General features: G+C 70.0%; 12 protein-coding genes. 1 reads left to right on the top strand and 11 read right to left on the bottom strand.

Features of this window, described 5'->3' with window-relative positions:
* Nucleotides 1-414: 414 nt before the first annotated feature.
* Complete coding sequence (locus tag ACZ7CD_RS38155) at nucleotides 415-624, bottom strand: hypothetical protein (RefSeq protein ID WP_360400025.1); 210 nt, start codon at nucleotides 622-624, stop codon at nucleotides 415-417.
* A 176-nt stretch (nucleotides 625-800) separates the two neighbouring features.
* Here ACZ7CD_RS38155 and ACZ7CD_RS38150 point away from each other — a divergent pair, with 176 nt between their 5' ends.
* The gene (locus ACZ7CD_RS38150; protein ID WP_360400022.1) at nucleotides 801-1,676 is read left to right on the top strand and encodes an SAM-dependent methyltransferase; all 876 of its coding nucleotides are present in this window, start codon (nucleotides 801-803) and stop codon (nucleotides 1,674-1,676) included.
* Nucleotides 1,677-1,716: 40 nt separating this feature from the next.
* Here ACZ7CD_RS38150 and ACZ7CD_RS38145 read toward each other — a convergent pair whose 3' ends face one another.
* The 10 genes from ACZ7CD_RS38145 to ACZ7CD_RS38100 form a co-directional block, all read right to left on the bottom strand.
* Nucleotides 1,717-2,304 (bottom strand): hypothetical protein, encoded by a 588-nt coding sequence (locus ACZ7CD_RS38145; protein WP_360400019.1) that lies wholly within the window; start codon nucleotides 2,302-2,304, stop codon nucleotides 1,717-1,719.
* 135 nt (nucleotides 2,305-2,439) lie between these two features.
* Entirely contained in the window at nucleotides 2,440-3,894 is a 1,455-nt protein-coding gene (locus ACZ7CD_RS38140; protein ID WP_470380794.1) for a pyridoxal phosphate-dependent decarboxylase family protein, read from the bottom strand.
* Nucleotides 3,891-6,008, bottom strand: coding sequence for a molybdopterin-containing oxidoreductase family protein (locus tag ACZ7CD_RS38135; protein ID WP_470380793.1), 2,118 nt, complete (start codon nucleotides 6,006-6,008; stop codon nucleotides 3,891-3,893). Before ACZ7CD_RS38135 ends, ACZ7CD_RS38140 begins: the two co-directional genes overlap by 4 nt.
* Nucleotides 6,009-6,017: 9 nt before the next feature.
* Nucleotides 6,018-6,881, bottom strand: coding sequence for a diaminopimelate epimerase (gene dapF / locus ACZ7CD_RS38130; RefSeq protein ID WP_360400010.1), 864 nt, complete (start codon nucleotides 6,879-6,881; stop codon nucleotides 6,018-6,020).
* Between the two features lie 5 nt (nucleotides 6,882-6,886).
* A complete protein-coding gene (locus ACZ7CD_RS38125; protein WP_360400007.1) occupies nucleotides 6,887-7,594 on the bottom strand; it encodes a 2OG-Fe dioxygenase family protein in 708 nt (235 codons plus the stop codon).
* Between the two features lie 40 nt (nucleotides 7,595-7,634).
* A complete protein-coding gene (locus ACZ7CD_RS38120; RefSeq protein ID WP_470372080.1) occupies nucleotides 7,635-8,660 on the bottom strand; it encodes an iron-containing redox enzyme family protein in 1,026 nt (341 codons plus the stop codon).
* Between the two features lie 250 nt (nucleotides 8,661-8,910).
* Nucleotides 8,911-10,287, bottom strand: coding sequence for a pyridoxal phosphate-dependent decarboxylase family protein (locus ACZ7CD_RS38115; RefSeq protein WP_470380792.1), 1,377 nt, complete (start codon nucleotides 10,285-10,287; stop codon nucleotides 8,911-8,913).
* Nucleotides 10,278-11,483: a tryptophan 2,3-dioxygenase family protein gene (locus ACZ7CD_RS38110; RefSeq protein ID WP_470380791.1), complete on the bottom strand. Its 1,206-nt coding sequence runs from the start codon at nucleotides 11,481-11,483 to the stop codon at nucleotides 10,278-10,280. Before ACZ7CD_RS38110 ends, ACZ7CD_RS38115 begins: the two co-directional genes overlap by 10 nt.
* Nucleotides 11,476-12,582, bottom strand: a complete 1,107-nt coding sequence (locus ACZ7CD_RS38105; protein ID WP_470372083.1) for an acyl-CoA dehydrogenase family protein — start codon at nucleotides 12,580-12,582, stop codon at nucleotides 11,476-11,478. The genes ACZ7CD_RS38110 and ACZ7CD_RS38105 overlap by 8 nt, the downstream gene beginning before the upstream one ends.
* An 87-nt stretch (nucleotides 12,583-12,669) precedes the next feature.
* The gene (locus tag ACZ7CD_RS38100) at nucleotides 12,670-13,845 is read right to left on the bottom strand and encodes an MFS transporter (RefSeq protein ID WP_470372084.1); all 1,176 of its coding nucleotides are present in this window, start codon (nucleotides 13,843-13,845) and stop codon (nucleotides 12,670-12,672) included.
* Nucleotides 13,846-14,415 lie beyond the last annotated feature (570 nt).

Raw genomic sequence — 14,415 nt, 5'->3', positions numbered from 1 at the left:
CCGCGTTGCCGTTGCAGCGGGGCAGGCTATCCGACTGGAGCAATGGCACGACCGTCCTGACATGTCACGAACTCCGGCGGCTGGTTGACCCGCGGGCAAGATGTTCTGCACAGCCAACCGCCTGTTCGGCACACCTGAGCGGCAGGTATACCTCTGCCGACGACCATCATCGGCCAGGACGGTGCCGACCCTGCTGCGGCGTTGTAGTGGCACTCGACATGAACGTCGCATATGGAACCCGAGTTCGCCACGCCCTGGTGTGCGGCGGTGGCCTGGCCTGAGCCCTGAACTTCGATCACGGCTGTCTCCGTCCCGGCCGACTGGGGCTCCTCGACGGACACGGGCGAGGCGGGTGACGAATGCCGGGGTTGGTCACCGATCCCGGCCGCGTCGCTGACGCGTTCCCCGGCTCGCTCACGCGCACCGTGCCGACATCGGTGAGCTCGGCACCACGACCTCGCGGTAGTCCTCCTCCGGCAACTCGTCGGTGTACTCGCGGTAGACCGGGTTAACTTGCTCCTCCACCGGGTCGAAGGCAACGCCCCCGGCTTCGAGCAACGTGAGCAGCGCGGGAGCGGCGTCCTCGCCCACCGTCCGGACCCACTCGCGCCGTTCAATCTTCATGAACCACCTCCTGCCCGTCGGACAACACGGACAAAGCCTGTTCCGGGTGATCATCCGGTACCGCCGGTGTGCCAGAATCTCCTGCAGCGCCGGAAAGTCGGCTCGGTGTGGAATCGGCAGCGAGCCGCTGCGGTCCACAGTGGAGTCAGGTCCGCGCAGTACCCGGAGGAGTTGACGTGCCCGAGTCGAACGACGAGCCCTTCCCGTTGCCGGGCGTCGACCTGACGCGACCGAGCGTCGCCCGGATCTACGACTACTACCTCGGCGGGACCACCAACTGGGAGGTCGACCGGCAGTTCGCCGAACGCGTCCTGCGCGACTACCCGGTGATCAGGTCGGTCGCGTACGCCAACCGGATGTTCCAGCGCAGGGTGGTGCGGCACCTCGTCCGGCTGGGCATCCGCCAGTTCATCGACATCGGGTCCGGGGTGCCCACGATGGGGCACGTGCACGAGGTGGGCGAGCAGGTCGCGCCGGGTGAGGTGCGGGTCGCCTACGTCGACCACGAGCCGGTGGCCGTCGACCACGCGAACCTGCTGCTCCAAGAGCACGGTGACCCGAGCCGGCACGCGGCCGTCCACGCGGACCTGCGCGACCCGGACCGGGTCTGGTCGCGGATCTCGGACACCGGGGTGATCGACCTGCGGGAACCGGTGGCGGTGCTCCTCATGGCGGTGCTGCACATCCAGCAACCACCCGCACCGGGCAGCGGCGACACCGAGGACCTCGGCCCCCGCCTCGTCGCCACCTACCGCGACCTGCTCGTGCCGGGGTCGTACCTCTCCCTGTCCCACGTCACCGACACGGAGGTCTCACCGCGCAGCGCCGCGATGCTGGGCGAGCTGAAGAGCATGTACGCGAACTCGGTCAGCCCGGCCATCTTCCGCGACCGCCGGGAGGTCACCGCCCTCTTCGGGGACTTCACCCTCCTGGAGCCCGGCGTCACCTGGGCGCCCGACTGGCATCCGGAGGAGGCGAGCGAGCACGACCAGGTGGTGGACTTCAGCGATCCGAGCGGGTCGCTGCTCCTGGTCGGCACCGCTCGGAAGTGACGCGTCGGACCGGAGTGGGCCGGTCCGGCGCCGAAGCCGGTCAGCCGGGGCGACGGGCCGTGCGCCACATCGGTTGGAGCAGTTCCTGGCCGTCGAGGACGACCGGCGGACCGAGCGGCGTGTAGTCGCGGGCACCGAAGAAGCCCACCAGCCGCTTGCTCGACGCTTCGCCGTAGGCATCCCGGCCCAGCTCGTCCAGGACCTGGTGGTGGTGGTTCAGCAGCAGGGTGGCCGCACCGTTGTTCTGCTCGGTCGGGCGCACGGCGAGGTAGGCGCCGTAGTAGTGGGACTGGTGCGGGTGCGCGGAGAGGAAGGCCGCCTCGAACCGGGCGAACCGTTCGAAGTACGGACCGGTGAGGTCCCTGAGCCAGCTCTCCCGTTCCGGCGTCGGCTCTGGCTCGACCGCGTGGTCGAACGCGACGAGGGCGGCGGACAGGTCCGGGAGGGTGTAGACCACACCGCAGGCGATGGCGTCCCGAACCTCCCGTTCGAGGTAGTGCGGACCGATCTTCCACCAGTCCTCCAGGTCGTCCACCAGCCAGCCGGTGAGGTCCAGGTCGCGGAACGACTCCGTGATGAGTTCGCCGAGCGCCGGAGCGTCCGACTCTGTCGCGAGCACGATCTGCATGGCAGAACTCCTAGGTGAAAACCGGGCGGCCGGTGGGGACCGCCGCGCGGTGCATCGTCACAGCGGGCACGGTCGGCCCGCTGACCCGTCCACGACCTCCCGCTCGAATGCGCCAGGAGGTCCGCCCCGTGCGGCTCACCGGGACTCCACCAGCCCTGTTTCTTCCGCCGCGACGGCGACGACCTGGTCGAGCAGGGAGCGGTAGTCGGCGCCCGAGGCGTTCGGGTGCAGGAGGGTGAGCTTGAGCCACAGCTTCCGCTGACCGTCCACTGTGTCCGGAAGTGCGGCCCGCCCCACGATCGCGGTCCCCCTGGCCAGCAGCTCACGCCGGACGCGGCCGACGAGCGCGTCCCCCGCGGCGATCGGCAGGTCGTCGAGGACGGTCGGCCGGAAGAGCACGGTGGACAAGGACGGGCTCTGCCACAACCTCAGGTCGGACCGGCAGTCGATCTCCGCCGCGACCTCCCGCGCGGTCGCGCAGCAGTGCTCGACCAGGCGACCGAGCCCGTTGGTGCCCAACGCCATCAGCGTGACCGCCATCCGGAACGCGTCCGCGCGCCGCGAGGTCCAGATCGACCTGCCGAGCAGGTCCGGCAGGCCGGCGTCGACGTCGTCGGAGGCGTTGATGTAGTCGGCGCTGATCGTGAGCGCACCGAGGTCCGCCGCGTTGCGGGTCGCGAGGAGACCGGCCGCGATGGACTGCCAGCCGAACTTGTGCATGTCCAGCGTCACCGAGTCCGCCAGCTCGACGCCGTGCAGGTGCCGGCTCCACTCCTCGCTGCACAGCGCGAGCCCGCCGTAGGCCGCGTCCACGTGCAGGCGCACCCCGAACCGGCGGCACATCCCGGCGATCTGGTGGAGCGGGTCGATCCGGCCGGTGTTGGTGGTGCCCGCCGTGGCGACGACGAGGGTGGCCGGGCCGAGCCGCTCCAGAGCGGCCTCCAGTGCCGCCGGGACCATCCGGTCGTCCTCGCAGGCGACGACGACCGGGGTGGGCAGTCCGAGGAGCCAGGCCGCCCTCGTCACGCTGTGGTGGGCGTTCGCGCCGCACACCACCTGGAGGCCGGCACCGAGCAGGGTGCGCGCGAGGAGCAGCGCCAGGAGGTTCGACTCGGTTCCGCCGGAGGTCACCACGGCGTCGGGGGAGGGCTCGGCCGGGTAGCAGAGCCCGGCGATGCCCGCGGTGAAGTCCCGCTCGATCTCACTGGCCATCGGCGCCAGCTCCCACACGTCCATGGACGGGTTGAGCGCGCTCGCCACGACGTCCGCGGCGACGGACACCGCCAGCGACGAGCAGACCAGGTGGGCCGCGCAGTGCGGGTGGGCGGGATCGGCGGAGCCCAGGCCGAGGAGCCTGCTCATCTCCTCCAGCGCGCGTTCCTCGCCGATGCCCTCGAGGGGCAGGCGGCCCGTTCCGCCGCCGGCTGCCGCGAGGGCGGCCGAGACGACGGCGGGCCCTCCCGCCGGCAGCGGGCCGCCGCGTTCGAGGATGCCGGCCTCCATGCCGCGCAGGGCCACCCCGAGCAGGGCGCCCAACTGCTCGGCGCCCTGCGGTCCGCTCGCCAGCTGGACACCGTTGTGTGCGCTCATGTCGACGCTCCTCCTCGAATCTGCGCTGCCGGGACCTCGACGGCTTCGACCGAGACCCGGTTGTCGTGGAACACCGCTCCACCACCCATGTCCGCATCCCGTTCGTCCACCGTGGCGTTGACCGTCGCGCCGCCGGTGAGCTTGAGCCAATGGCCTTTGGTGGTGCTGAGGACACCGCGGCGGACCCGTGCGTCGACCAGCACGTCCGCGGTGAACTCACCGCGGCTGTTGAACACCCTCACGCGGGTGCCGGTGGCGAGCCCGTGCGCGAGGGCGTCGTCGGGGTGCACGACCACGGTCGGCGAACCCGCTCTCCTCCGCAGTTCGTCGTTGTTGCCGAAGATCGTGTTGATGGCGAAGTGCGACGCGCCCGCTATGAGCACGAACGGATGGCGTGCGGCCATCTCGTCGTCCACGACCTCCAGCGGCGGGGTGTAGCCCGGCATGGGGTCGAGGCCGTCGGCGGCCGCCGTGGCCGAGACGAACTCGAACTTCCCCGACGGGGTGGGGAACCCGTGCTCGAACGGTGCGAGCGGGCTGGGGTAGTTGAGCCGGGCCCACCCGTCGGCCCGCAGCCCGTCGAGCGTGATCCCGTGCAGCGAGGGGTGGTCGGAGTCGAGGAGCTGCTCGGCGAGCCGTTCGTCGGAGTCGTAGAGGCTGGGCTCGCGCAACCCCATCCGCGCGGCCAGGTCGCGGAAGGTGTCCGTGGTCGACCTGCATTCGCCCGGCGGCTCGACGGCACGTTCGTTCCACGCGAGGTAGAGGTGGCCGTACGCGTCCATCAGGTCCGTGTGCTCGTGCTGCATCGTCGCGGGCAGGACCAGGTCGGCGTAGTCGACGGTGTCGGTCGGGAAGTGTTCGAGGACCACCGTGTACAGGTCCTTTCTGGACAGACCCGCGCGGACCCGGTTCTGGTCGCTGGTGCTGACCACCGGGTTGGCGCCGTACACGACCAGCCCCATCACCGGCGGGTCGCTCGCCTCCAGCAGCCCCTCGGCGAGCCGCGTCATCGACAGCGTGCGCACCGCTTTCGGGCGCAGGTCGTCGCGGAACAGCGCCTCGCGGTTGCCGCCGAAGTAGGTGTCGGTGGAGAACATCAGCCCACCGCCGGGCCGGTGCCAGTCGCCCGTGACCGCGGGGATGCAGGCGAGCGTCCGCAGCGTCGCGCCCGCACCGGCGTGCCGTTGAACCCCCTGGGAGGTGCGGATCGCGGTGGGCCTGGTGCGCGCGATCCGCTCACCCAGGTCCCGGATCTGCTCCGCGGGGACACCGGTGATGGACGCGGCGCGTTCCGGCGTGAAGGCCAGCACGCGTTCGCGGAAGTCCTCCCAGCCGAAGCAGTACCGCGACAGGAAGTCGTCGTCCTCCCGGCCACTCGCGACGATGACGTGCATCAGGCCGAGTGCGAGCGCGCCGTCGGTCCCGGGCATCGGCGCCAGGTGCTCGTCCGCGGCGGCCGCGGTCCGCGTGCGCATCGGGTCGATGGCGACGACGTGACCACCGTTCTTGCGGCCCGCCTCGATGAACCTCCAGAGGTGGTGCCCCGACGTCAACGTGTTCGTGCCCCACAGCAGGGTCAGCTTGGAGAGCGCGAAGTCCTCCGGGTCCATGCCCCTGCTGGTGCCCAGCGCGTACGTCAACCCGGTCAGGCCCGCGATCGAGCAGATCGTCATGTCGTGGTGGGACGCGCCGAGCACGTTCCACAACCTGGTGCCCGCTCGCCCCTGCACCCCCTGCAGGTACCCGAGCGCACCGGTGCCCTGGTAGGGCCACAGCGCCTCACCGCCGTGCTCGTCGACGATGCGGGAGAGGCGGTCGGCCATCTCGTCCAGCGCCTCGTCCCACCCGATCCGCTCGAACCGGCCCTCGCCCTTCGCCCCCACCCGGCGCATCGGGTGCAGGATCCGGTCCCGGTGCGAGGCCTGCTCCAGGTAGCGGTTCACCTTGACGCACAGGGTGCCCCTGGTGACCGGGTGCTCCCGGTTGCCGCGCAGCCCGGTCGCCACCCCGTTCTCCACGGTGACCAGCCAGCTGCAGCAGTCGGGGCAGTCGAGCGGGCACGCTCCGGCGACCTCGCTCGTGGCGCTGGTGATGGGCAGGTTCTGGCGTGGCACGACACTCCCTCAGGACGGTTGCAGTTCTTCCAGCCGCGAGGTGAGGCCGGCCGCCACCCGGCCCGTGGCGACGTGCTCGACCTCACCGGTCATGAGCACGGAGCCCCGGCGGTCGAACCGCGCGGTGAAGGCACCGCCGCTCATGACCACCTCGACCCGGTCCCCGACCAGGCCGAGGCGGCGTGCGGCCGCGGCGGCCGCGCAGCCACCGCTGCCGGAGGCCAGCACGCGGCCGGCGCCCCGTTCCCACACCACCACGCCGAGGACGTCCTGGCCGAAGACCGCGGCGAACTCGACGTTCACCCTGCCGGGAAACCGCGGGTGCGCGGACAGCAGGGGACCGACCGAGTCGGCCAGTTGATCGTCCACAGCGGACAGGACCAGCACCGCGTGCGGGTTGCCGTTGTTCAGCGCGGTGACCTGCCACCGGCCGCCGCCGACCTCGATCGGCACGTCCACGGCCTCACCGGCGCAGCCCAGCACGGGCACCGCCTGCGCGGAGAAGTCCGGGCGGCCGAGCTCGATCGACACGATCCCGGCGTCCACGTCGTCGACGAAGACCGTGGACGTGCAGAACCCCGTGTCCACGACCAGCTGCCGCGTCCCGTGCCGGCGCGCGTGTTCCAGTGCGAACGCGCGCAACCCGTTCGCACTCCGCTCGCACGCCGAACCGTCGGCGTTGTGGATGCGCACCTCGACCACGCCCGCCGCGGCCGGTCGTCCCAACGGTCCGAACACCACCCCGTCAGCGCCGACCCCGAAGTGGCGGTCGCACAGGACGCGTGCGGCGAGCGGACCCGCGGCCACGCCGTCCTGCGGCTCGACGAGCAGGTAGTCGTTGCCCATCGCGTGGTACTTGGTGAACGCCACCATGCCGGTCAGTCCGCCGCGGCACCGGACGGGGCGTCGGCGAGCGCCTGCGCGTCGTGCTCGTCGCCGTACCACTTCCGGCTCCACCGGGAGAACGCCGCGATGAAGATGTCCCTGTTGGCCGGGCGGCCGTCGATCGACTCCACGTCCGTGACGTCGTGCTGAATGGCCCGGTCGTCGAGCAGGACCGCCTGCCCCTCCTCGATGGTGCCGCTCCAGAAGGGTTCGTCCGCACCCGGCTTCCACAGCCTGGTCAGCGCGCCCCCGACGTTGGCCCGCCGGAGCACGCCGATCATCACGTAGTCGTGGCCGTCGTGGTGCACGCCCTCCGGGGTGAGCGGCGCGGTCACCGCGCTGGTCGCCTGCGACCGGTTCTGGTGCAGGTTGATCGACCAGTCCTCGGAGAGGTCGAGCGGGAACCCCTGCACGCCCGCGCGGAGCAGGTCGGTGAAGTCGGCCTCGACCGGCTCGTACCGGCGCCGGATACCGCCCGCCACCGGGTTGAACTTGACGAAAGTCGTGTAGTCGCGCTGCGGCAGCAGCTCGAACGAGCAACCGGAGTCCTGGTCCTGGGACAGCCGGTACTGGCAGAACCGCTTGAACCTCGTGCCGTGACCCATGTACTCGTCGACCGGCAGGTCGTCGTAGCTCGCCAGCAGCTCGGTTGACGCCGCCGGGAGGTCGATGATGCTGAAGCCTGCTTCGTTGAGTGCCACGTCCGGGAACCCCTTCCTCGTGAAGATGCGGGACGGCCGCTCACCCGGCGGTCGTGAGCCTCGCGGACAGGTCCACTTCGGACATGCGCTCGTCGAGGTAGCGCTGCGACGAGTTCAGCCGCCACAGCGTGCCGCGGGCGATCCCCCTGCGCATGGCCGGTGACGTGGCCGCGGGTTTGATGACGTTGTGGAACCAGCCGGCGGCGTGCTGGGCGTCCACGGTGATGTGCAGGCGGTGGTAGACGATGCCCACGTCCGGCAGGCCGAGCCGCTCCCAGGCGTGCACCACCTGGACGAAGCGGTCGGGGACCAGCCACTCGGTCATGCCGAGGAAACCGACCGCCTCCGGGTAGCTGGAGCGGTAGCGGCACAGCATGACCGCGAGGTTGCCGGACAGCAGCGCGTTGGCGGTGAGGGCGCTCTCCAGCTCGTCGTCGGTGATGTCGAAGACCTCGAAGATCTGCTTGAACAGGTGGGTGTGGACCTCCGCCGGGTTCCCGTTGCCCATCTCGTCCCAGAAGTTCCGCGCGATCTCCATCTTGGCCGGACCGTTCGTGCCCACCTGCATCAGCGCGAGGAGGTCGTCGAAACGCCCGTCGATCACCGACTCCTGGATCATGTAACGGCGGATCGCCTCCGCGTCGGCGTGGTCGCGGATGAAGTCGGTGTAGTACGGGTGCTTGAAGACGGTGTGCCCCCGCGCCAGCTTCTTCAGCCACGACACGAACTCGGCGGGGTCCGCGGGCGCGTCGTCGAGCGATCCCGCTTCGATCCGCGCGTCCTCCGCCGCCGCGGTCGCCCGCTCCAGCGAGCGCGTCACCCGGTGCACCGCGGTGGAACCCTCGGCAGACGGTTCACCGGGCGCCACCCGCAGCTGCATGCCGTAGATCCGCGACAGCAGGAGCTGCTGCCGGTAGAACATCTCCCGGTCACCGGCGGCGGCTCGGCTGTTGAGCTCGTGGACCGCACCGAGCACCCGTTCCAGCTCCACCGGGTGCACCAGCCGGTCGACCTCGTCCGCGGGCCGGCCGAGCCACTCCGACACCCGCTCCACTGCATCGCTCACTGGAAACCCTTTCCGGAGGCCAGGTCTGAACGACTGCGAGTGTCCCTCCGGTGTAGACGGAGCTCGACCGCCGTCCCAAGCGAGGACAGAGAATCACCCGCACAGGCCGGAGTGGCGTGCCGCACACCCCGACTGCCCCCGCGCACCAGCCGATCGACCCGAACACCCACGTGGAATACGTGCGGAACCAAATGCTCAGCCGCGGTGCGGTCGAGCGGCCGGATCTCCGCCGCGCCGGCCGGGAGCACGCTCACCTGAGCCCGGAGTGGGAGACGGCCAGCGCCTCCACCCGGTCGTGCAGCCGCGGGATGAAGTCCTCGAACTCCGGCTTCATCAGCACGCTGCGGATGATCCGCGCCTCGGGGGCATCGGCGGTGACACCGGGATGCCGGCGGACGAGTGCGTCGGAGCGCACCTTCACCGTGCTCAGGAACACGGGATCTGCTTCTGTGCCACCGCTTTCCAGCATCCTGGCCGACACCTGGTCCACCAGCCGCATGCTCGCGGGCCGGACGACCGGGAAGTAGGTGACGATGTCCAGCTCGGGTTCCTGGTACAGCTCGAGGGCCTCGGACGACGCGATCCTGGCCGACCAGTCCAGGGCGGCCCGCCTGCCGGCGCCCAGGACCCGGCCCAGTCCTGACGGGGTCGGCGGCAGGACCCGGAAGGTGAGCCAGAGAGCCGCCGCGGCCGCACCGGCCCGTGAGCACTCCAGGCTCGTCTCGCCGGGGTTGAACCCGGCCGGAGCGCAGTAGGTGTACGGGGAGTCGTGGGCGTAGAACCGGTTGACGTCCGGGTCGTTGAAGAGCACCGCGCCGCAACCGTAGGGCTGCAACCCGTGCTTGTGCGGATCGACCACCACGGAGTCGCACCGGGAGATCGCCCGCCACGGCTCCGGCGGCAGCGCCTCCGCGGTGTCCGATCCCGCGAGCAGCGTGAAGAAACCGCCGTAGGCGGCGTCGACGTGGATGCGGACGTCGTAGCGCTCCCGCAACGCGAGGACCTCGTGGATCGGGTCGACCGCGCCGAGACCGGTCGTGCCGGCGGTCAGGACGACCGTGCCGATCCGCTGTGTCCGCAGCAGCTCCTCCAGTGCCTCGACGTCCATCCGGCCCCGGTCGTCGACCCGCACCGCATGACTTTCCACGCCCAGGACGCGGCACATGCGGCTGTGCGTGAAGTGGGCTTCCTCGCTGAACGCGACGCCTTGGCCGGGCCGGAGCTCTCGTGCGACGTAGAGGGCTTCGAGGTTCGCGATCGTGCCGCTGGTGGTCAGGTGACCGAGCGGGGCCTCGAACCCGAACATGCCGGACAGCTGGGCGACGACCTCCTGCTCCATCTCGACGGTGGCCGGGCCGCCGTCGAACGCGTGGTTGTTCGGGTTCACCAGCATGGCCGCCAGATAGCCGATGGTGGCGGCGGAGTGCGGCGGGCGGACCATGTGCCCGGCGTACGACGGGTGGAAGAAGGGGTAGTTCTTCCCGAGCCGCTCCGTGAAGTCGTGGAAGGCCGCCGCGAACACGTCATCGTCGACCTCCATCGACGGGTGGGGTGAGAACGGCGGAAAGGAGTCCTGCCACCTGGCGTTCTCCTCCTGTGCCCGGATCATCCACTTGGTCAGGTCCACGGGTAGCCTCGGCCTCCGTCGAAGGAAGAATCGTGCTGAGGGCGCTGCTCGCCGATCGGCCAGAAGAGCCGGTTCTCCGTGCACTGCCGCAAGTACTCGATGCCGTCCGTGCCGCCGGTGCCGTTGCTGTCGCCGATCATCGATCGCGCGATGGAGTGGTGAGTGCGCTTCCACTTCTGATGACTCTGTTCCAGCAGGTGCACCGCGTTCGTCACCACCGCGCTCTCCGCGTCACTCCACCTGCTCTGCCGGCGACGGTGCCACGCGGACAAGGAGTCGAGCCCGGACAAGGCGCGCAGCCGCACGCGCGGAACGGAGAGGAAGGCGGGGGAGTCGAGGCGACCTTTCCTCGGCAACGCGCAGAAGATCTCCACCAGCTTGTACGCCTCCGACTGGATCGCGCTCGACCCGTCGGTCTGCATGCGGAAGGCCTGGAAGTTCGCCGGTGACATGGTGGCCAGCAGGCTGAACAACCCCGACGCCTGGTCCAGCGTCGTCGCAGCCGACTCGATCCGGGCGGCGACCTCGAAGGCGCATCCGGACTGCGCGACCGCTGCCGCCTCCTCCAGCGTGGCCGCCATCATCGTGAACACCGTCTCGTAGCACTGCAGAACTCGGATGAAGAGGTACTCGTCGTGGTGGTCGGAGACGGGGAGGACGCTGAAGCGGATCACGTCCTCGACCGGTTCCGCCACGAGCCCGGGTCTTGTTCCCAGCGGGTCGAAGTGCTCGCCCAGGGAGGCCGCCTTGCGAATCCTCTTGAGTGCGAGCTGACGGCGTGGCCGGCCGCTCGGGAGGAGCTCGCTCTCGTCGTCGTCCTTCATCGTCATCCACTCGAACTCGGCCAGGTCGCGCAGGAGGCGCGCGACGAGGGTCCGTCCGGTGTGGACGTTCTCGGCCGTCGGGAGGAGGGGCTTCAGGACGTCCAGGGCCAGGTAGCTGCGGTAGGAGTACCGGTCCTCCGCCTTGTCCAGAACGCAGTTGTAGAACTCCGCGACCACCGGTTCGGTCGCGGCGTCGGCGCGGCCCGCTCTGGCCTGTTCCAGGGCGTCGTCCCCGAGCCGGTCCTTGCCGTGCCGCAAAATCCGCAGGCGTATCGAGCTCGCCAGGTCCGGTGTCGGGCCGCCTTGCTGTGCGTCGATGGCGGAGGTTGTTGTCGCGTGCTCGTCCACTGTCGTCCCCCGTGGCTCAGACATCACGCTGGAGACCGGGCGGAACTGCCGCGCCCATCCTGCTCAGCGCGTAGGCCTGATACGGTCCGGAGTAGACGTTGATGGCGTGGTTCAACCCGGCATGGGCATCGCGCCAGAAGCGCTGCATGGGCCGATCCGACCGCAAGGCGTTCCCGCCTGAGTGGCTGTAGAGGCGGTCGAGTGCCTCCACAGCGCGCCGGCTGCCGCGGACCTGGTCGCAGCGGGCTGCCGCGCGGAGCTCGAACGGCACTTCCTTGCCGGAGTCGACGATGTCCCACATGCGGCCCACGTTGGCCATCATCTGGACCCGTGCGGACTCGACCTCGGAGCAGCACTCGCTCAGCTGTGCCAGGAGGAAGTTGTCCTCACGCACCAGCCGGCCGGACTCGTCGACCCGATCGCGCTGGTAGTCGAAGGACGCCGCCAGAGCGCCACGGCACATGCCGATGATGGACGCCGTGATCGCGTTGGGGAAGATGGCCGACCAGGGCATGCGGAAGAGGGTCTCGCTCCTGCCTGCCTCCCTGGCCGCGACGCCGCTGACGACGTCCTGCTCAGCGATCACGCGCTCGGCAGGCACGAACGCGCCGCTCACCGCGACGTCCTTGCTCCCGCTGCCACGCAGCCCGACCGCGTTCCACGACCCGTCGATGATCGTGTAGTCGCTCCGCGGCAGCAGCATGTGCAGCGTGCCCTCGGACCCGACGCGATCGCCCTCGGCATCGACCACGGTCGCACCCAGCCAGGCCCACTCGCAGTGGTCCGTGCCGGACGAGAACGCCCACCTGCCGCTCAGCAGATAGCCTCCCTCGACCTTGCGCGCCTTGCCGAACGGGGAGAACGGCGACGCCACCCAGGTGTCCGGGTCAGCCGCCCACACGTCGTCCTGAACGGACTCCGGCATCAGGGCCAGCTGCCACGGGTGCGACCCCACGACGCCCGCGACCCAGCCCGCGGCGCTGCAGGACTCGGCGGTCAGGATCACCGCGTCGAGGAACTCCCGCGGATCGGCCTCGAAACCACCGTGCTTCGCGGGTTGCAGCATTCTCACCACACCGGTCTTGCGCAAGATGTCCGCGGTGTGCGCGGGGAGTGCTCCCATCTCTTCTGCTTCCGCAGTCTGGGCCCCGAGTTGCACACGTGAACCCTCGATCTGCTCAAGAACATCGTTCACCATGTGAGTGGTCCTTCATCGTGAAGTGTTTGGTACTTCTGTCTTCGTTCGGAGCTTCAACCGCGAATGCAGCAGATGTGCGGCTGCGGCAGCGGACAACGCGCAGACGACCGGGAGGGAGAAGGTCGACCGGGCGCCCAGTTCGTCCGCGATCCTGCCGACGGTGGCGGTGCCCGCACCGAAACCGAGCGAGAGACTGGACCACACCCAGTTCATCCCCTCGGTCTGGATCGCCACCGGAACGAGCTCGTCGAGCAGGTGGAAGGCGTTGATGATGGTCGGCGCCATGCTGAGACCGTTGACCGCGGAGCAGGCCATGAGGACGAGCAGGCTGTCCGCGGTCAGGTAGAGGGCGGGGAGCAGGCCGAACGCCGAGGCGCTCAAGGCGAGCCGCAGCGACGTCGGCCCGCTCCGCGTCCGTGAGCCGTACAGAACGGCCGAGACTCCGCTGCCCACTGCGAAGCAGGTGAGGACGAGGCCGGCGCCACCCGGCTGACCGAGTTCAGCGGAACGCGCGACGAGCAGCACCTCCGCCGCGCCGCAGGTGGCTCCCAGCGCCAGGAGCAGGACGAGCAGCAGCGGCATGCCCGGATACCGTGCGGCGAGGCGCCGGTGCACGCGAGCGACGGGAGGCTGCCTGGGCGGCTCGGTGTGCCGCTGGAAGAGCAGCCAGGTCGCGCCGCAGGCGGTGAGGAGAACGGCCGAGGCGACGGCCAGGTACGGCGAGACCTGGATCGCGAGAGCCGCTGTCAGCAAAGGACCGATCGCGAAGACGACCTCGTCCAGAACCGTTTCGACCGAGTAGGCGGCGGATCTCTCGGTGCTGCCGTCCGGCCACATCGTCGCCCAGCGCGCCCGCGTCATCGGCCCGGTGTTGACCGCTGAGGCGCCCAGGAGAAGAGCCAGGAGCAGCGTGGCCGGAAGCGGCGCGTCCAGCGCGACCGATCCGAGCGTCATCGTGGCGAGCGCGAAATGCGCGAAGATGGACAGCAGCAGCGTTCTGCGCTGCCCGAAGCGGTCCGCGACGATTCCGGCGACGGGACTGCCGAGCGCGTTGCCGATCGTCCAGCAGCCGCTCACCAACGCGGCTTTCCCGTACTGACCGGTGGGCAAGGCCAGCAGGAGGAGCAGGCCGAGCGGGTAGATCCCGACGAACAGACGCGACAGCACGCCCGCGATGCAGAAGGACACGGCCCCTCGTCTGGCGAAGGCGCTGCGATAGCCTGCGAACACAGCGGACCTCCAACGGCGTTCGGACGAGTTGCTGAACGGGACAGCGGCAGTTCACCGCGCTCGTGGAGATCGGGTCGCCGCAGCGCTTCGACACTGTGCAGCGCGGAAGCCCGCGAATGCGAGCCGCGTTTCGCCTGGCGGGACGCTTTGTCGGGGAACCGGCCGGCGATGTCGCCGCCCGCGTCCGATCGGGAAGCCCGCCCAAGCGAACGGGCACACCTCTCCGGTTCGACGTTGACGGCCGGCGTCCGTCAGTCCCGCACGGGAACCAGGGCCTGTGTCGAGGTCCGTGTTCGCGACAGCCGGGCCTGAGGCGGCCCCTGGGGGCACGGGCGACCAGCCCACGTACAACACCGGTATGCGGGCTGTCCGCCCGCACCGCCAGGAACCACCTCAGGCGCGACTCTCATCGAACGGGACCTCGACACAGGCCCTAGCTTGAGTTTTAACCTGTTCGGCGTGGTCGCGGGTTGCTGGACTTGGTCTTCTTGCTGCGGCTGGATTTCTGCTTGTTTGTGCTGGTGACGG

Source organism: Lentzea sp. NPDC036949 (assembly GCF_055608075.1).
This window is presented reverse-complemented; position numbering and strand designations above follow the sequence as displayed.

Bases quoted from the DNA above. Each gene is read 5' to 3' on its own strand.
- ACZ7CD_RS38155 (WP_360400025.1), bottom strand. From the start codon at position 624: ATGAAGATTGAACGGCGCGAGTGGGTCCGGACGGTGGGCGAGGACGCC.
- ACZ7CD_RS38145 (WP_360400019.1), bottom strand. From the start codon at position 2,304: ATGCAGATCGTGCTCGCGACAGAGTCGGACGCTCCGGCGCTCGGCGAA.
- ACZ7CD_RS38140 (WP_470380794.1), bottom strand. From the start codon at position 3,894: ATGAGCGCACACAACGGTGTCCAGCTGGCGAGCGGACCGCAGGGCGCC.
- dapF (WP_360400010.1), bottom strand. From the start codon at position 6,881: ATGGTGGCGTTCACCAAGTACCACGCGATGGGCAACGACTACCTGCTC.
- ACZ7CD_RS38110 (WP_470380791.1), bottom strand. From the start codon at position 11,483: ATGTCTGAGCCACGGGGGACGACAGTGGACGAGCACGCGACAACAACC.
- ACZ7CD_RS38105 (WP_470372083.1), bottom strand. From the start codon at position 12,582: ATGGGAGCACTCCCCGCGCACACCGCGGACATCTTGCGCAAGACCGGT.